Source organism: Paenibacillus sp. HJGM_3, assembly GCF_045062745.1.
Lineage (GTDB): Bacteria > Bacillota > Bacilli > Paenibacillales > NBRC-103111 > Paenibacillus_AA.
In genome coordinates, this window is record NZ_JBJGED010000042.1 from 25993 (window position 1) to 44133 (window position 18141).

11 protein-coding genes are annotated in these 18141 nt (G+C 59.3%); all 11 read right to left on the reverse strand.

The genetic code is table 11. From position 1 onward, the window contains the following. Positions 1 to 34: 34 nt before the first annotated feature. The gene (locus tag ACI5FR_RS31065) at positions 35 to 3193 is read right to left on the reverse strand and encodes a lamin tail domain-containing protein (protein ID WP_405461750.1); all 3159 of its coding nucleotides are present in this window, start codon (positions 3191 to 3193) and stop codon (positions 35 to 37) included. Positions 3194 to 3277: 84 nt separating this feature from the next. Then, entirely contained in the window at positions 3278 to 5008 is a 1731-nt protein-coding gene (locus ACI5FR_RS31070) for a type 2 periplasmic-binding domain-containing protein (RefSeq protein ID WP_405461752.1), read from the reverse strand. Positions 5009 to 5111: 103 nt separating this feature from the next. Continuing rightward, positions 5112 to 6701: a response regulator transcription factor gene (locus ACI5FR_RS31075; protein ID WP_405461754.1), complete on the reverse strand. Its 1590-nt coding sequence runs from the start codon at positions 6699 to 6701 to the stop codon at positions 5112 to 5114. A 5-nt stretch (positions 6702 to 6706) separates the two neighbouring features. Continuing rightward, a complete protein-coding gene (locus ACI5FR_RS31080; RefSeq protein WP_405461756.1) occupies positions 6707 to 8521 on the reverse strand; it encodes a sensor histidine kinase in 1815 nt (604 codons plus the stop codon). Between the two features lie 25 nt (positions 8522 to 8546). Then, on the reverse strand, positions 8547 to 10199 hold the full coding sequence (locus tag ACI5FR_RS31085) for a sialate O-acetylesterase (RefSeq protein WP_405461758.1): 1653 nt from the start codon (positions 10197 to 10199) through the stop codon (positions 8547 to 8549). 89 nt (positions 10200 to 10288) lie between these two features. Further along, on the reverse strand, positions 10289 to 11899 hold the full coding sequence (locus tag ACI5FR_RS31090; protein ID WP_405461760.1) for a type 2 periplasmic-binding domain-containing protein: 1611 nt from the start codon (positions 11897 to 11899) through the stop codon (positions 10289 to 10291). A 200-nt stretch (positions 11900 to 12099) separates the two neighbouring features. Then, positions 12100 to 13008, reverse strand: a complete 909-nt coding sequence (locus ACI5FR_RS31095; RefSeq protein ID WP_405461762.1) for a class I SAM-dependent methyltransferase — start codon at positions 13006 to 13008, stop codon at positions 12100 to 12102. Positions 13009 to 13512: 504 nt separating this feature from the next. Beyond that, on the reverse strand, positions 13513 to 14172 hold the full coding sequence (locus tag ACI5FR_RS31100; RefSeq protein ID WP_405461764.1) for a DUF4362 domain-containing protein: 660 nt from the start codon (positions 14170 to 14172) through the stop codon (positions 13513 to 13515). Positions 14173 to 14308: 136 nt separating this feature from the next. Further along, complete coding sequence (mdh, locus tag ACI5FR_RS31105) at positions 14309 to 15250, reverse strand: malate dehydrogenase (protein ID WP_405461766.1); 942 nt, start codon at positions 15248 to 15250, stop codon at positions 14309 to 14311. Between the two features lie 209 nt (positions 15251 to 15459). After that, positions 15460 to 16758 (reverse strand): NADP-dependent isocitrate dehydrogenase, encoded by a 1299-nt coding sequence (icd, locus tag ACI5FR_RS31110; protein WP_405461768.1) that lies wholly within the window; start codon positions 16756 to 16758, stop codon positions 15460 to 15462. Between the two features lie 185 nt (positions 16759 to 16943). Then, entirely contained in the window at positions 16944 to 18056 is a 1113-nt protein-coding gene (citZ, locus tag ACI5FR_RS31115) for a citrate synthase (protein WP_405461770.1), read from the reverse strand. Positions 18057 to 18141: the final 85 nt, after the last annotated feature.

Sequence of the window (18141 nt, forward strand, 5' to 3'; positions counted from 1 at the left end):
GACGGAGGCGAAGCTTCTAGTCTATCTATATGCGCTAAGGCGCAATCTGATCGCTCGTCACCGTACCCGGCGTCGGCGTGTTGCCTCCGCTCATCTCTTGCAAGTAGTACGACCCGTCGACCGGGTACTTGAACTTCAGCGCTCTGCCGTCCACGGAAGGGTCCGTCCCGTGCGTCCCCGCCGGTCCGTGCACCTCGCGCGTATTCGTGCCGTTGTTGTACCGCGCCTGCAGGATGCTCACGCCGTCCGAATCGCGCACGAGCTCGATGCGGGCCATGCCGCTATACCGCAGCGGATTGTCGGCGCGCGCGACGCTCGTCTGGTACAGCTCGAGGACATCGCTCGAGGTCAGGCTTGTGCCGTACGCGGCATTGAACTGGGCGAGCGTCTTCGTGCTGCCGGTCTTCTTGAACCAGATCACTTTAGCCGTCTTGGCCGGCACATAGAAGTCCGTTGTAATATCCACTGGCGTCTCATACGTGTCCTTCAGCTTGTAATCCTTCAGATTCACCATATTCTTCGAGTTGTTGTACACTTCGATGAAATCATAATCCTCGTCGACATAATCGCCTACGCCATTCCCGTCGTCGACGCCGGTATTTCCCGGGGAATTGGCGACAATCTCCGTGATGTACAGCTCCGGCAGATGAATGCCGCCCGTGACCGACTTGGAGACACCCCCAACGGTCGCGGTCACCCGGGCCAATACCGTATATGTCCCCGCTCCGCCGGCCGGCGCCCACGTGGAGGAAGCGGTCGCGGTTGCCCCGGACGCGATCGACGCCAGCGTGACATCGCCCAGCTTATTCGCCGCGGTGTAATTGTCCGTAGAAGTCGTGAAATCGTCCTTATAAAACTCGACCAGCACATTCGATAAGGTACCGCCCGTCGTGTTGGTCACACCGGCATTGATCTGCACCGGCACGCCTGCTACAGCGGTAGACTGCGTGCTCATCTCGAGCTCCATCGGAGGCGCATCGGCGATCCAGATCGGCGCCGATACCGCCCAATCGCCGTCCGTCTGTTCGACCTTCGCGAAGTAGTAGGCGTATCGAGGAGGAATTGAAGCCGTATAATGCGCCATGCGTGAGCTGTACGTCTGAGAGCCGATCCCTTGGCCGCCGGGACCGTAGAGGGTGATCTTGGAGATCGCATCGTTCGTCGGGTTGGCCGCCAGAACCGACACGTTCAGCGTCGACCCCGGGTTCGTCAGGCGGGAGCCCATAGGCTTGCCATTGATCTCGAATGTCAGCTTGAAGTCCCGGTCGCCGAACGTCGCATACGTACGCCGGGCGCGGATCGCGTCCATAATCGCCTCCCGCGTGTTCGCTTCCGCCAGGACGATCGTCCGGTCGTCGTTCTGCATCCACGTCTCGTTGTGAATGTCGCTGTTCAGCGACGGCGAGACATGCCAGCCCCGGTCCAACGCCCGGAAGTATTTGTCGAAGTGCTCCAGCATCAGAGTTCCGGCCTGGAATTCATACAGCGCGCTCTGATCGTCGGCCGCCTCGTTGTAGTACGCGAAATCCTCGAAATCGCCCCAATATCCGCTCGGGTGGTTGAACTGCAGCACGGCCTCGGGGTTCTCGGCCAAGTCGTCCCACAGGTGATGCATGTTGTACTGCACCCCGCCGATCGTATCGTGCCGGTCGACGATCCACGGCACATTGAACACGTTCGAGTGTCCCCAGATGCCGGAGGCCGTATTGTACGTCATCTCGAACCCGGCGAAGGCGGAGAACTGATGGGGCTCGGTCGCGAAATCCGCTTGGTACTTATTGTCGGCCCATTCGCCGTTCGCCACGTTCGGATCGCCGCCGTCCATCCGTTCGGAATGGTCGCTTAGGCCGTAGAAGTCGCCGTCCTCCGCCTTGGCCGCGAGATAAGCGTTCGCCGGAGTGTTCGTCGGCGCGGTCGAGCCTTCGTGGGAATGCCCCGTATGGTTGTGCAGCTGGCCGTTGTAAAAGTTGTACGGGCTGCCCGGGGTCGGGTATTGCTGCTTCCGCATGCTCTTCGTGCCGTCGACCGGGAACCCGTAGGTTACGCTCGTATCCGCCGCCGTATCGATCGTCGTACTGCCCGGGCTCGCCGTCCCGTCGTTGTACGTCGCATCGACGATGACCGTCCCGCCGTCCGTACGCAGCTCGATCTTCTTTTGCCCGCCATTGCCCATCCCCTGCGTCTGGGTCACCGTCTGCTCATACACCTTCGCCGAGGTCAAGTAGGTGCTCGCCAAATTGTAATGATCCGCGAACTGCGCAAGCGTATAGCCGGAGCTCTGAGTCCCGCGCGTCCAGACGACCATGTAGCCGTAAGCCGGAATGCTTTTGCTCGCGGTCAAATTGTAATCGTAATAATTCGCCGGGTTGGCGTAATCCCAGTAATAGCGGATCGTATATCCGGCCAGATCGATCGCGGAGCCCGTATTGTTGTACAGCTCAATAAATTCGAACGCCTCGAGGTCGTCGACCGGACTGGACGAGTTCACCATCAGCTCGGTGATCCAAATGTTCGGCGGGGACGGAACGGTGCCCGGGGTCGGCTTCTGATTCGCCGCCACCTTCCGCATCTTCTTGTTGCCGTCCACCAAGTAGTCGGGGAACTGATAGACGATGCTGCCGTTCTCCGTAACCGCATCCTCGTCGAGCGTAGTGCTGGTCGCGATCCGGTCGTTATAGAGGGCGGTACATACTTCGTCGCCGGCATCCGTCGCCACGATCAGCTTTTTGAACCCGGTGTTGCCGAGCCCTCCGTTCGCCCCCAGATCGAGCGTATACAAGGTGGAGCTCGTGAAGCTTGTCCCGTAATGGCTGTTGAAGTTAGCGAGCGTCTTGCCTTGGGCATACGTGTTTTTGATCCAGACGACCCGCACCGCTCCTGCCGCCAGCGTCTGGCTCGCTGTCAAATCCCATGTGACCGAAGCCGTAGGCGTGTACCAGAAAATAAACTTGTACCCCGCCAGATCGATGCTGCTCCCCGTGTTGTTTTTCAGTTCGACATACTCGTAGGAATCCGTGATCGAGGAAGAATCGCCATTGGAATTGGCCAATATCTCTGTCACCGTCAGTGCCGGCACAGTAGAACTCGCATAGGCACGATCCCCGCCTCCGGGAATTCCATACACGCCGGGGACTAGCAAGAGAGTTACCGCAACCAGGCATAGAAAACACCATTTGATCGATTGACGCAGCATGCATGCACACCTCATCTCTTCAAATTTGGCTCCCAACCGATAAATTGTAAGCGCTTAACTAGAGAGCCGCGCCTAAAAGGCCGTTCAAGGCCCCAAGGTCGCTATCGCTTCCCGATATTTCGTCTCATAGTAGGCGAATACCGACTCCGCCCCTTTTGCTTTGTACTCCTCGAGGAACTTCAGCTTAGCTTTTTCAAACTCCTCGTCCGTTTTCTGAAACATCACTCTGGCCACATTCGCGGTCAAGTAGGCGTCCAGCTGCTGCTCCATCGCTTGGATATCGCTGCCCGGCTTCGCCGAAAGACTGCCCAGCAGCGAAGTATCGAACACATACGTCGGCACCTTCGTGAACGGCTCCGTTACCGTCTTATAGCCGTAGTGGTCCATATAATCCCGCTGCACCGGCGTGACGAGCCGCTTCAGCGTCTCGGGCACATTGTCGAACTTGGCCGGGAACCCGCGCGGATCGAGCGACGGATTGAACCGGATGAGGCTCACATACTTCCCGATACCGGTGCGCAAATATTGGTTCGGATCGGTCCGCCGAGCCGTCAGCTCCGCCTCTCGAACGATCGGCACCCCGGACGCCATGTCGTAATGTCTGCCCTCGATTCCGTTCAAGAGCAGCTCCGCGCCTTCATACGAGTACAAGTAATTGATCACCTTCATCGCCGCTTCCGCTTGTTTGCTCGACTTCGGGATGAACAGCTCATACGGATTGCCGTTGTACGTCGCCTGACCGGCGAATATATGGTTCGGGTTCGCCTCGATCAGGAACGGCACGAAGCCCTTGTCCGTATCCCCGTTCGACAGGAAGACCGAATCCGCTCCGCCAAGCGACGCGTGGGAAGGGCTCGCCAGGTAGCGGCCGGTCTTGTACTTCTCGGTCAGCGTCACGCCCTTCATCGTAGCCGACTCCGGATCGAGCAGCCCTCGGCGGTACGCCTGATTGTAGAATTTCATCGCCTTCCAGAACACGCTCCCGGGGTCCGACACGCGGGGAACGAGCCGTCCGGTGCCCATCTCGAGGTAGGCATCGTTGGAGGACGCCTGGACGTAGCCCTGCAGATTGGCGATCGGCCGGTCCAGCATGAGGTGGCCGGAGACGTCCGCGAGATTCAGGCCCAGGCCGAACGTCTTCTTCCGGTCGCGGTTCATCGGCTCCAGCTGCTGCATCCGCTCCATCACCCGCAGCAGGTCGTCCAATGTCTCCAGTTTCGGATAACCAAGCTTCTTGTACAAGTCCCAGCGCAAGTTCCAGGCATTGTCGTTTGTGAGCGGAGAGAATTGTACGTCCCCTACCCCGCCGGGCAAAACATAAAGGCGGTGCGTGTCGTCGGAATTATTCGCCTTCGAGATGCTCAAGGCCGCTGCCGCGTTCTTGCGAATATCGGGGCCGTGCATGTCGACGAGCTCGTCGAGCGGCATCGCCACCTTCGCACTCAGCACCTTCGACCGGTCGGTCATAGCGTTATAGATGACGATGTCAGGCAGCTCCTTGTTGGCCAGCATGACGGACAGCTTCACCGACGGGTCCGTTACGTTCAGTCCGGGGCTGAAATCGAGCTTCACTCCGGTTCTCCGCTGCAGCTCCAGCATAACCTCGTCTTCCTGATAAGCTTGACGCAATACGGCCGCATTCGCCGCTCCGAATACCGTCAGCGTGACCGGCGTCCAGTCCGGCGACTCGCCCGCATCCGTCGTACCGCGATCTCCCTCCGTTCCCTCATGGATTCCGAAGCAGCCGGTCAACACCCCGATCATCAGGAAGCACGCAACCGGGATTCGCAGCACCTTCATCCGCCTCGTCCGCATCTGAACCGCTCCTCCATGTAGTCGTCAGGCCGCTTCTTGACTCGATTATAGATTTCGTCGAGCGTGGCGGCACTCCATAAATCTTATGAGTCCATTGGTTAAACTAAAGAGATTGCGCGCCCCTCCCGGGAAGCGTCCGCCGGTATTCGCCCGGATTCATCCCGAACGTAAGCTTGAACTGCCGGTAGAAATGGTCGACGTACTTGTACCCGACCTTCTCCGCGATCTCGGCCGCGGGCCAGCTCGTCTCCGCCAGCAGCCGGCTCGCATGGCCGATCCGCACTTTGTTGATATAGTCGTTGAAATATTCCCCGGTCTCCTTCTTGAACAGCTGCCCGAGGTACACCGTATTGATGTAGAACAGCTTGGACAGCTCCTTCAGGTTCAGCTCGCTCGCGTAATGCTGCTCGATGTAGCCGATCATGTCGCGCACCCGGCTGTCCGTCTTCCGGTTTCGCACCGTATCGATATGCCGGCAGATCTCCAGCCCGAGCTCGTACAGGAAAGCGTTCAGCTGCTTCATGACCCCTTGCTCCAAGATACGCTCCAGCTCCCTGAACTTCCCGGTGTACAGCGCCTGCCATTCGCCGTGGAATTCCTCCGTCATCTTCGCGAGGCGCATGATGGTCGACAGCACGGCATACTTCACCGTGTCCCGCGCCGCATACCGCCCCTCCAGAGGAGCCAGCAGCCGCCCAGTCTCCTGGAGCAGCCTGGCCTCCGCCCCGTCCCGGATCGCCTGGAGCAGGCCGGTGTCGTCCCACGGAATCTCCTCGAACGGGCGGCTCCGCTCCTGCGCATCGTAGACGAACACCCGCTCCGTGTCGACGAGGAACTTGTGCTCGAGCGCCGTCAACGCCGTCTGGCAGCCGTGCCGGAGCATCGCGGGCTGCTGCACGGTCTCGCCCAGACCGACCGTCACCTCTTCCTTCACATATTGGATCGTGCTGGCGGCGATCCGTTCCGCCGTGGCGCGGCCGTACTGGCGGACCGACTCCTCCGTCCCGGTCAGGAGCACGCCGAACCGCTGCTCCGACAGATCGAACATGTAGCTGTTCGGCGGGAGCAGCTCCTGGATCACGTTGCCGATCGCATAGCGTTTCCAGCCGATCTCCTCGCCCGGCAAGGAGACGAGGAATTCACCGTACCGGTCGATCGACACGACCATAACGGCGAACCGGTCCGCCTGCAGCCGAACCCCGTATTTCCGGGCGGCCTCGACCGGGTCGCCGTATACTTCCCCCCGCATGAGCTTGTTCAGGAAGAACTGCCTGAGCGCGCCCGCCTTCTCCTTCTCCTTCATCGCCTGCTGCAGGCGCCCCCACAGCCGGTCGTACATGCGCTCGAGCGAGCGGCCGAGCTCGGCCGGATCGACCGGCTTCAGCAAGTAATCGGCGACCCCGTGCCGGAGCGCCTCCTTCGCGTAGGCGAATTCATTGTAGCCGCTTAGCACGAGCACCTGCGTGTCGGGCCGCACGCTGCGCAGCTCCCGCGACAGCTCCATCCCGTCCATGCGCGGCATCCGGACGTCGGTAATGACGAGATCGGGCTGCTGCTCGCGCGCCGCTTGAAGAGCGTCCATCCCGTCCGACGCCTCCCCTACTACGGTGAAGCCGTACTGCTCCCAGGAAATAATCGTGCGGAGACCTTTGCGAATTTGCGGCTCATCGTCCACGATGAGGGCTTTGAACATGGCTGTCATCCTCCCGCTCTTCTCGTCTCTTGTCTCGTCTCCTCGAGCCGAATCGGCATGGTGAGTTTGACGCTGACACCGGCTCCGCCCCCGGTCACCGTAAGGCCGTATGGAGCGCCGTAATGGAGCAGCAGCCGGTCCTGCACGTTCTTGAGGCCGATGCCGCTCGCCTTCTTCATATCCCGAGCCGCCAGCTCCTTCTCCAGCTGGGCGAGCCGTTCGGGCGTAATGCCGGCTCCGTTGTCCTGCACTTCAATCTCCATCGCATCGGGACCGATCTGCCGGACGACGATGGCGATTGTGCCGTTGCCGCAGACGCTTTCAATCCCATGCTTCACCGCATTCTCGACAATCGGCTGCACCGTCAGCTTCGGGATCGTCGCGTCCTCCAGCGCTTCCGGCAGTTCCACCTCGTACCGGATACGCTCGCCGAAGCGGTATTGTTGAATGGACATATAGCTGCCGATCATCTCGAGTTCCTCGCCCAATCGGACGAATTCCCCTTGCGTGTACAAAGTGTTGCGGAATAGCTTCGACAAGCTCAGGACGATGACGGACGTCTCGGAATCTCCCTTGTTGTGCAGCCCCATGCGGATCGACTCCAGCGTATTGAACAGAAAATGCGGATTGATCTGGTTTTGCAGCGCGTACAGCTCGGCCTCCTGCTTGCGGATCGTGATGTCCTTCAGCTCCAGATTCACGACGTAGTTCTCGTAGATGGAGCGCTGCAGATGCTCGATCATGTCGTTGAAGCTGCGGGTCAGTGCGCCGATCTCGTCGGAAGCCCCGGTCTCCTGCATGACCGACAAGCTGCCGTTCTTCACCGTCTGCATCTTCCTCACGAGCCGCTTGATTCGCTTGGTGATTCGATTCAGCACCCAGAGGAACAGGATGCAGGAAATGAGCAGTCCGCCAAGCGTAGCGAGGAGAAACAGCCGTCGGATCCGGTGCTCTTCATCCATAATCCGGTCGAGCGGGACCAAGGTGATCAGCCGCCAGTCGAGGAACTGCTGTCCGTCGCCGAGGCTTTCTTCAATGACCTTGAACGACCGGCCTGCTGCTCGATCGACGTAGTCGAACGGGGCGGATGCCTGGGCCTGCGGACGGAAGTATGCCTGCCCGAGCAGGGAGCCTCCTATGAGCTCGCGGCGGCTCGCTGTAATGACCGTGCCCCGGCTGTCGGCGATCAGCACCGTCCTCTCGCTCTTCTCGCTCTCAGCGATAAGCGAATAGAGCCGGTTCTCCGGAATTTGCAGCGAGACGACCGCGGAGAGCTGTCCCTGCGCGGTATACATCGCCCGGGCGATGTAGATACGGCCTCGGGCGGTTCCCCACACGAGGCGTCCTTCCGCCGCACGCGCCGAACGGTACTCCGCGAGATTCTGCACCTCATAATCGGCATGTACGAACATGATGCCGTCTTGGAGCAGCGTCTCGTTGTGGAAAAAAATTTTGATCTGCGCGTCGGGTTCCTTGTAGTTGTAATCGTAGAACGTCGCCGGCTTCAAATATAGCGAATAGGCGTCTATGCTCTCCAGATCGGTCTTGTATACCCGCGAAGGGGTCAAATAGTCGTTCAGCTGCTGGTCGTAGCTCAGCCGATTAACGATATCGACGTATTGGGCGAGCAGCACCTGCAGGTTGCGGGCCGTCTGGACCGTATTTTCTTGGGTGATGCTTGTCGTCTGCTCGACCACCTTGCTCCCATAGACGGACATCACGATGTAGCCGATCACGACGAGAGGAATGACGATCGTCAGCACATACAGCAGCACCAGCTTCGTGCGCAGATTCGCTTGGGGCAACGGATTCATTCTCATGCGGACGGCTCCTGCTGATTCGACTTTATATCGCGAACGGCCCGACCGGCACCCCATTCAGGCCGAACAGACTGTACGCCGGCCAATCGTTCCAAGCGTAGCGGACGCTGTGGGGCCTTTCCACGCTATCGCACCATACTGCGACGGTGGTCGGATCGAGCAGCTCGGCGTCGGCTTCGCAGTAGACGCCGTCCGCTCCGGATAGGGTGAATCCGGTCAGCCTTGCATGCCCGCCGTGGCCGGTTGCCGCTGCGTCTCCGGTTCGTAGTCCGCCGCCCCGGCTATCGAACGTCAGCCGCACGCGAGCGCCCGTAATCTCCATCGCTATACACTCAGGAGCCTCGTACGAAGCATCCTCCCCGTAGACGACCGCTTGCGCAGCCAGGGCTAGCCGCTCGGCGATCGGCTGCTTGCGGACGGGATGGATGTCACTCGCTTCTCCGCAGTCCAGTGCGACTACCATCGCTACGTGCGGAATGTCCGCCGCGGTGCGCCGCTGGGCTTCGCGGAGCTCCGCCCAATTCGTCCCGCCCGCCTGCCCGCCCGGCAGGTACGCCGGCAGTTGCACCAGGAGGAACGGCAAGTCCGGCGTCTCCCAGTCGCGGCGCCAGTTGCCGATCATCGCGGACAGCAGGTCGGCGTACAGATGGGGAGCGCCGACGTTGCTCTCGCCCTGGTACCACAGTACCCCGCGCACTGCAAAAGGGACGACCGTCCGCAGCATCGCCCGGTACAAGCCTCCCGGCCGCTGAGGGTGCTTCGGTCCCATCGGCGGGGCCGGCCACAGGAGCGGATGTTCCTTCACCCAGTCCCGGTATCCATCCAGACCCAGCTGCCGTACCCGCCCTTCGACATCCCCTCGTTCCTCGATCATCCGGTCCGCCGCCCGGACATAGTCCGCATAGACGGCTTCGTATTCCGTTGCGCTTATCCGGCCGGCCTTCTCCCGGTAAGCCTCTATCAACGGCTGGAACCTCCGGTCGTCCTCCAGCACCCGATCGTCCATCCACGCCTCGATCGGGGTCCCGCCGAAGGCGCAGCAGACGATCCCGACCGGCACCCCGCGCCCCGGCTGCAGCCTCTTGGCGAAGTAGTAGCCGATCGCCGAGAAGCGAAGCGCCGTCTCCGGTGTGCACGGCTGCCAAGCGGCTTCCTCGGACCGGGCACCGATGAAATGCCATCCGGGGACGACCGCGCCTTCGAACGGCCGCCGCGGGATCGTGAAGAAGCGGATCTGGGCCGCTCCACTTTGGGCCGGAGTACCGGTTTCCGCTTCCTGAACGCAGTCCTCCGTGAACAGGAGCTGCTGCTCCATATTGGACTGCCCGGCGGCGATCCACACTTCGCCTACGAGGACGTCCGTGCATACGATGCGTTCCTCGTCGCCTTGGCCTGCGCCCTCGCTCTTGCCCTGTACGACCAGCTCGAATGGGCCTCCCGGCTGAAGCGGCGGCAGGGTCACCTTCCAGCATCCGTCCGTGATGCACGCCTTGGCCGATTGGCCTTGTATCGATACGGTCACCATAGTCCCGTTCGTCCCGGTTCCCCATACGGGAACCGGCTTCGCTTGCTGAAGCACCATTTGATCCGAGAAGATGGACGCGACTTGCAACTTCGTTTTGATCGTTTGGATATGTACCCCTCTTTTCTGAGCCGTTGCGAATCCTCTCGCCCCCATTATAGAGCGCGCTTCGGATACCGGCATTCCACAAATTAAAGATTCGGCTTGGAAAAACTAATGCATTTCTTGTAGAGGCTTGCCGGCGTTTAGCTCGACTTGTACCGCTCGTAAGCGGCCTCATACAGCTTCAAGTACCGCTCCATGCCCAGTCGCTTCAGCGTCTCCACATATTCGTCCCACTTCAAGAACGGCACGCTGCCGGTGATGAATTTCATCGTCATCTCGTTTACGTAGTTGTTCAGATCCGACTCCAGCGCCGAATACGCGCCGACCTCTTCCTTCGTGTAATGGAACGACGGCCATATTTCTTGGGGCATATACGGCTTGATCCGCTCGGACACCCTCAAGTTCTCCGGATCGGATTCGTGGCCGAGAAAATATTGCTGCTTCAGCACGGAAGGGTACCAGCCGCCCGCCCATGTGACGTATTTGCCGATCGCCCCGGGGTCTTTTTTGATCTCCTCGGTCCATTCCGGCTTCCCGTTCTTCTCCACATAGCTCTTGTCCTTCACGCCGAGCAGGAACATCTTGATGCCTTCGTCCCCGTAGAAGTAGTCGACCCAGCGCACCGTCGCCTCCGGGTACGGATTTTTGCTCGTGATCGACATTCCGCCGGCCAACGGCACGAACGACTTCGCCCGGGAGAACAGCCGGTCGCCCTTCGGTCCCGTAAGCGCTCCCACTCCGATGTAGCCGGACACCCCTTGGATCGAGACGTTCGGATTGACGCCGATCGTGCCTCCGAACAGCCCGTCCGGGAACTTCGCGTTCACCTCGGCCGGTTTCGTCGTGAAGACGTCCTTGTAGAAAAAACCTTCCGTGTAGTAGCGGTTGATATACTGAAGCAGCTCCTTGTAGCCCGGATCGGCCGGGATGTAGCGAAGCTTGCCCATAGCCGGATCGACGTCTACCCTCGGGTGGTTGTTCCCCCGGTTGCCGAGCCCCCACGAGCCCTTCAGCTGGTCGATCAGCCAGTTGATGTCGTACAGCGCGAGCGGAATCTCGTCGGCGATGCCGTTGCGGTTCGGGTCCTTCGTCTTGACGGCCTTGAAATACTGGTACAGCTCCTCCGTCGTCTGCGGCTCCTTCATGCCCAGTGCTTTGAGAAAAGGCTCGTTGATCCACAGCTGCGAACCGATGATCGCCGATGTGAAGCCGGGATCGATCATGCTGGGGAAGGAGTAAATGTTGCCGTCCGGCATCGTCAGCGCCTTGCGGATTTCCGGATGGAGGTTCATGTACGATTTTAAGTTAGGGGCGTACTTGTCGATGAGGTCGTTCAGCCTGATGAGTACCCCCTGGCTGCCATAGGTAACCAGATCGCTGGACGGGAGCACGGCGGTGTGGAAGGCGTCCGGCAATTCGCCGCTTGCGAAGACGAGGTTGCGCTTCTCGGGCAGCACGTCCACATTCGTCAGCTGGAAGTCGACGGTGATGTTCGTCATCTTGGCGTATTCCCGCCAGATCAACGCGTCGTTCCAATTGCCGGTGTTCGAGTTGGATTTGTGGGAGAAAAACGTGAGGCGAATCGGCTCCTTTACGATCGGGAAGCCGGTCGGATTCAGGTTGCTGAGCGACTTGCCGGTCGACGAGGCCGGCTGAGCGGCGTCCCGGTCACAAGCGGTCGTTAATAGCGCCGCGAGCAGAAACGTCAGGCCGCTGCGAAATATGGTGATACTGGCTCGTCTACGGCTCATGTCTTCTATTGCCTCCCCCTGATCATCCCGTCACCTAGTAGAAAAAAACACCCTAACTGGGTGCGTCGCGTCCCGTTCTCCCGCCGGCCGGTCGCTGCGGGAGAGCGGAAAGTATGCGTTTTTGTTAACTTACTCTAACTGTAGGGGACAGTTCCGTGCCTTGTCAATAGCAATAGACAGGCAGGCTTGGCAGCCGCGGTTTACAGCTGGAGCCACCACACCCCCGCGCATTCGGGCACGGTGGCGAGGCCGCGGGCGCGCACCTGCTTGGCGAGCTCGGCGCCGAAGAAGAAGCCCGTCAGCCGGGCGGCCTCCTCCGGGCTGTCAAATGTATAGTCGGTGCGGATCCACTTGTGCTGGAACCCATACTGCCGCTCGAGCGCCTCGTAGTAGCCGGTCAAGGATGACGGCGGGTTCGGCGCCGTCACCCCGGTGTCCATCGTCTCCAGGATGACGATGGTGCCCTGCGGGCGGAGCACGCGCTTCATCTCCGCGAGGATCGCGCGGAGGTTGGCGTCGGCGGCAGTCTCGCCCGCATGCACGGCGTAGCAGATCGTCCAGCCGGCGACGATCAAGTCTGCGCTGCCGTCCGCGAGCGGGAGGGCGCGGTGGTCGGCCACCGCGGTCCGCACGTGCTCGGACGCGAGACCGGCCGTGTCGAGCCGGCGGCGCGTGACGCCCAGCATCGCGGCCGAGGCGTCGAGCGCGACGACGGAGCGGGCGTGCGGCGCGAGCTCGAGCGTAAGCCGCCCGGTCCCGGCGCCGACATCGACGACGTCGAGCCCGCGGATGGGGCGGATCGCCTCGAGGACGGGCAGCAGGCTCGGCTGCTTGGCGATGAGCTGGTGGTAGCGGTCGGCCTCGTGGTTGTAGATGTGCGTGTGGTTTGGCTCCGGCTCGGGTATGCGGTATTGCTCTTGCTCAGGTGTGCGGTTTCTCTTATGCTCAGGTGTGCGGTTTGACGTCTGATTGCGCGTTTGGTCCTGCATGCCGTTTGGCGTGCTGATCGACGTTTGGTCCTGCGTGACATTTGCCGTGCGGTTCGGCTCTTCGTCAGGTGTGCGGTTCGGGACCCGAAGGTTTTTTTGCTTAGGCGTACGGTCTGGCATGTGGTTTTACCCCTCTCTCTTACGTTATCGACGGATCGCATCTTTACCGTAAGGCTTCACCTTAGGTGAAGGTCAAGGGGTGTAAACCGATGTTCACTATTTGTACGCCTAGGTTTACAATATTGCCGCCCATCTCGCCTTTCTCGGCGAATAGTAAACCAATCTTCGCTTAATATTAAACTGCGGTTTACTATTAACCAAACATAGATTTACTAACTGTGCAGTTTGTCTCTCATCCTGAGAAAATAGTTTACATTGACTTACCAATAGTCAACTTTGGGTTACAAAACGGCCACCACACCGTCATAACCACCCAGCACACGCCACTCAGCGCATCCAGCTATCCAGCCTCCACGCCATTCAGCCCATCCAGCTATCCAGCCTCCACGCCATTCGGTTCGTCCAGTCTTCCAGCCATCCAGCCAACCAGCCATCCAGCCATCCAGCCATCCAGCCCTCCAACCCTTCAACACTCCACCCCCAGCCTTCGAGCTCTTCAGCCCTCTAGCCCTCCATCCTCCCAACCGTCCCCGCCATCGACTTCGGCATTAGAGACGGAAAAGCCGTACTCTCCGTTTTCTCACAGCCCGTGACCCAATACTTTCCGTCCTCCAGCTCGAATCGGGTGCAAACATCGATAGTTCTGGAAGGATAACCGAAGGCGTCACGGCTGTAATCTTTCAAAAACCAAATTCGCCTCCCGTCGTACCACAACTCGAAAATCAGTGGATCTCCCTCAATCGTAGAAATGGTCACCCGCAGCCAATCCGATTGTTTCGCCAACACACTTTGTCGGAATTGCTCCAGTTTGTCCAGGTTTTGGTAGACCCCCTTGTAGCGGACAATGTCCCCGTTCTTAACCGCTTCTTCCTCCGTGTACCCCTTCATTGGAATCGAGCCGAGCGAATGGAGCGAAATGTTGATCGAGGGCCCCGCCTCATCGAACGTCACCTTGCCGTCCAACTGCTCGGCCAAAAACCGGAGCGGCACATAAGCGTGCCCGTTGTAATTCAGAATCTCATACTCGCCCCCGAGCGTTTGCTCTTCACCATTCAAGTACAATTTCACCGGGTACAGGACCGTCTCCGCCACATTCGAAGCATACCCCATCGTAGCGAAGGACAGTGCAAACCCTACCAAAATGCCGATCCACAGCTTCTTCATGAACCTGCCCACCTCTCATGATTTGTAAAATTACTCCAAAATGAATACGTTCGCCCCCATTCCTTTGTTGCGAATCTCCGAACAAAAAAAGCCCCGGGCCCACTAAGGCCCGAGACTTCAACATCAAAAATCGAAATTACCCTTGTACTACTTTAATCACATTCCGCACGGATGCGGCGGATTTGTCCATGGCGGCTTTCTCATCCGCCGTCAGCTCCAGCTCGATCACTTTCTCTATGCCGTCCCCGCCCAAGATCGTGAGGACGCCCATGAACAGCTTGTCGTAGCCGTACTCGCCTTCGAGGAGCGCGATCGTAGGCAGGATGCGCTTCTTGTCCTTCAGAATCGCTTCCGTCATTTGCACGAGCGACGCCGCCGGCGCATAGTAGGCGCTGCCGTTGCCGAGCAGGTTCACGATCTCGCCGCCGCCGGTCCGGGTGCGGGCTACGATCGCGGCGATGCGGTCGGCCGGGATCAGCTTCTCGATCGGCACGCCGCCCACGTTCGTGTAGCGCACGAGCGGAACCATGTCGTCGCCGTGGCCGCCGAGCACTACGCCGCGCACGTCTTCCACCGAGACGTTCAGCTCCTGCGCGATGAAAGTGCAGTAGCGGGCGGTGTCGAGCACGCCGGATTGGCCGATGACGCGGTTTTTCGGGAAGCCGAGCGTTTCGAATGCAGCATACGTCATAGCATCAACCGGGTTGCTGAGGATGATGACGATCGAATCCGGGCAATATTTCTTCACGTTCTCGCAGACCGATTTCACGATCCCGGCATTCGTTGTCACGAGGTCGTCGCGGCTCATCCCCGGCTTGCGCGCGATGCCGGCGGTGATGATGACGATGTCGGAGCCCGCCGTATCTTCATAGTTAGCCGTCCCGACTATGTTGCTGTCGAACCCTTGGACCGGGCTAGCCTCGAGCATGTCGAGCGCTTTGCCTTTGGTCGGGTTCTCGAGCGGGGCGATGTCGAGCAGGACGACGTCGCCCAGTTCTTTTTGCGCCAGCATAAGCGCGGTAGTCGCACCCGTGAAGCCAGCACCGATAACGGAAATTTTTCTGCGTTTGATCGCCATGAAGAAGTACCTCCTCGAAAGTTTAGTTTTGGAAAAAGTAAGCCGACAGCAACCCGTTTTTTTCGAGTTAACCCGCCACCAGCCGACATTTGGCCATGAATGCGAGAAAATCGCGTTATTCGCCCGATTTGCTGGCCATCTTGCCGGCCGGACGTCTAACACGATTTCCCCGCGTGAGTCTCCCGGCCGAGCTAGCGGCCGTGGAGCCATTACGCCATGTTCTTGATTACTTCGTTCGCGAACTCGGAGCATTTCACTTCGGTCGCGCCTTCCATCAGACGAGCGAAGTCATAGGTCACGGTCTTGTTCGCAATGGATTTCTCCATGCCTTTGTAGATCAGGTCGGCCGCTTCCAGCCAGCCCAAGTGCTCGAGCATCATAACGCCGGACAGCGTGACGGAGCCCGGGTTCACTACGTCGAGACCCGCATACTTCGGAGCGGTGCCGTGGGTAGCTTCGAAGATCGCATGGCCGGTTACATAGTTGATGTTCGCCCCTGGCGCGATGCCGATACCGCCGACTTGAGCCGCCAAAGCGTCGGACAAGTAGTCGCCGTTCAGGTTGAGCGTCGCGATGACGTCGAAGTCGGTCGGGCGAGTCAACACTTGCTGCAGGGCGATGTCGGCGATGGCGTCCTTCACGAGGATTTTGCCTTCGGCCAGCGCTGCTTTTTGGGCAGCATTCGCAGCTTCCGCACCTTGCTCGGCTTTGATACGGTCGTATTGCTCCCAAGTGAACACATTGTCGCCGAATTCGCGCTCTGCGAGCTCATAGCCCCAGTTCTTGAACGCCCCTTCGGTATATTTCATGATGTTGCCTTTGTGAACGAGGGTAACGCTCTTGCGCTTATGCTTCACGGCATACTCGATCGCGGCGCGAACGAGACGCTCGGAGCCTTCCTTGGACACCGGCTTGATGCCGATACCGGACGTTTCCGGGAAGCGGATTTTCTTGACGCCCATTTCGTTTTGCAGGAACTGAAGCACTTTCTTCACTTCGGCCGAGCCTTCTTGCCATTCAACACCCGCGTAGATGTCCTCGGTGTTTTCGCGGAAGATCACCATGTCCACGAGCTCCGGACGCTTAACCGGGGATGGTACGCCTGTGAAATAACGAACCGGACGCAAGCAAGTGTACAGGTCGAGCTCTTGACGAAGCGCTACGTTCAGGGAGCGGATCCCGCCGCCTACCGGAGTCGTCAGAGGGCCTTTGATCGCCACGATGTACTCGCGGATCGCAGTCAGCGTATCGGCCGGCAGCCAGCTGTTGTAATTGTTGAACGCTTTTTCGCCGGCGAATACTTCGTACCAGGCGATTTTCTTCTCGCCCTTGTAAGCTTTCTCAACCGCGGCATCGAGGATGCGCTTGGAAGCCGCCCAGATGTCCGGACCTGTTCCGTCGCCTTCGATGAATGGAATGATCGGGTTGTTAGGAACTTGCAGCTTGCCGTTCTCGATCGTAATGCGCTCGCCTTCCGTTGGTGCCGAGAATTGTTCGAATTGTGCCATGAATGTACCCTCCAAAATAATAGTCGACTATTGCTATAAATTCGTGCCCCCACAAAGGAATCCGGCAAAGGCCGGAGAGCTTCGCTATGTGGAGAATGTAATGGTGTACGGGGGGCATGAGACCCTATGATCGGGACCACCCGGTTATGCTGCCAAAATGAGACGGATCGTGGAATCGCCAATTATTAGCGATTCTCGATCGGCACGTACTTCTGGTTCACCGGTCCGGTATACTCGGCGCGCGGACGAATGAGACGGTTGTTCTCGTACTGCTCCAGAATGTGAGCGGTCCAACCGGAGACGCGGCTGATCGCGAAGATCGGCGTGAACAAGTCGCGCGGGATCTCAAGCGATGTGTAGACGGAGGCGGAGTAGAAGTCGACGTTCGGCTTCAGCCCTTTTTGCCCCGTCACCAGCTCTTCGATCTTGATCGACATGTCGTACCACTTCATGTTGTTCGTGATTTTGCCCAGCTCGCGGGACATCTTCTGCAGATGCTTCGCGCGCGGGTCGCCGTTCTTGTACACGCGATGGCCGAAGCCCATGATCTTCTCTTTGTTCGCGAGCTTCTCGGTGATGTAGGCCTCGGTATTCTCCAGCGAGCCGACTTCTTCGAGCATCGCCATCACGGCTTCATTCGCGCCGCCGTGCAGCGGGCCCTTCAGGGCGCCGATCGCGGAGGTGACGCCGGAGTAGATGTCGGACAGCGTAGCGACGGTCACGCGGGCCGCGAACGTGGAAGCGTTCAGCTCATGATCGGCATGCAGCACGAGAGCCTTGTCCAACGCCTCGACCGCGATCGCTTCCGGTTCTTTGCCGGTCAGCATGTACAGGAAGTTGTACGCGATCGATACGCCGGCCTTCGGCGCGATCGGCTCCTGGCCGGCGCGGATCCGGGCGAACGCCGCGATCACCGTAGGCAGCTGCGCTTGGAGGCGGATCGCCTTGCGCAGGTTGGCCTCATGGCTCATGTCGTTCGCTTCCTCGTCATACAGAGCAAGGGCGGAGACGGCCGAACGGAGCGCCGCCATCGAATTCGTATTTTGCGGGTACAATTTGATTTGTTGAAGGACGGAATCCGAGATCGCCGCATTGCTGCTGAGCGCGCTGTGGAGCTGTTCCAATTCGGATTTAGTGGGAAGCTTGCCGTACCAGAGCAGGTAGGCCACTTCTTCGAAGGACGCATGCTCGGCGAGATCGTCGATGTCGATTCCGCGGTACGTCAAGACGCCGTCGATGATCGAACTGATCGAAGAAGTCGTCGCTACAATGCCTTCCAGACCTTTAGTTGCAGTCATTCGTTGATCGCTCCTTTGCGTTCAAAATGGGGATTAACGGTAAGCTATAAATAGAACCGATAACTCGTGCCACAGGTGCTAAGAA

Coding starts and splice junctions, on each gene's coding strand:
- ACI5FR_RS31065 (WP_405461750.1), bottom strand. CDS start 3,193: ATGCTGCGTCAATCGATCAAATGGTGTTTTCTATGCCTGGTTGCGGTA.
- ACI5FR_RS31070 (WP_405461752.1), bottom strand. CDS start 5,008: ATGCGGACGAGGCGGATGAAGGTGCTGCGAATCCCGGTTGCGTGCTTC.
- ACI5FR_RS31075 (WP_405461754.1), bottom strand. CDS start 6,701: ATGTTCAAAGCCCTCATCGTGGACGATGAGCCGCAAATTCGCAAAGGT.
- ACI5FR_RS31080 (WP_405461756.1), bottom strand. CDS start 8,521: ATGAGAATGAATCCGTTGCCCCAAGCGAATCTGCGCACGAAGCTGGTG.
- ACI5FR_RS31085 (WP_405461758.1), bottom strand. CDS start 10,199: ATGGGGGCGAGAGGATTCGCAACGGCTCAGAAAAGAGGGGTACATATC.
- ACI5FR_RS31090 (WP_405461760.1), bottom strand. CDS start 11,899: ATGAGCCGTAGACGAGCCAGTATCACCATATTTCGCAGCGGCCTGACG.
- ACI5FR_RS31095 (WP_405461762.1), bottom strand. CDS start 13,008: ATGCCAGACCGTACGCCTAAGCAAAAAAACCTTCGGGTCCCGAACCGC.
- ACI5FR_RS31100 (WP_405461764.1), bottom strand. CDS start 14,172: ATGAAGAAGCTGTGGATCGGCATTTTGGTAGGGTTTGCACTGTCCTTC.
- mdh (WP_405461766.1), bottom strand. CDS start 15,250: ATGGCGATCAAACGCAGAAAAATTTCCGTTATCGGTGCTGGCTTCACG.
- icd (WP_405461768.1), bottom strand. CDS start 16,758: ATGGCACAATTCGAACAATTCTCGGCACCAACGGAAGGCGAGCGCATT.
- citZ (WP_405461770.1), bottom strand. CDS start 18,056: ATGACTGCAACTAAAGGTCTGGAAGGCATTGTAGCGACGACTTCTTCG.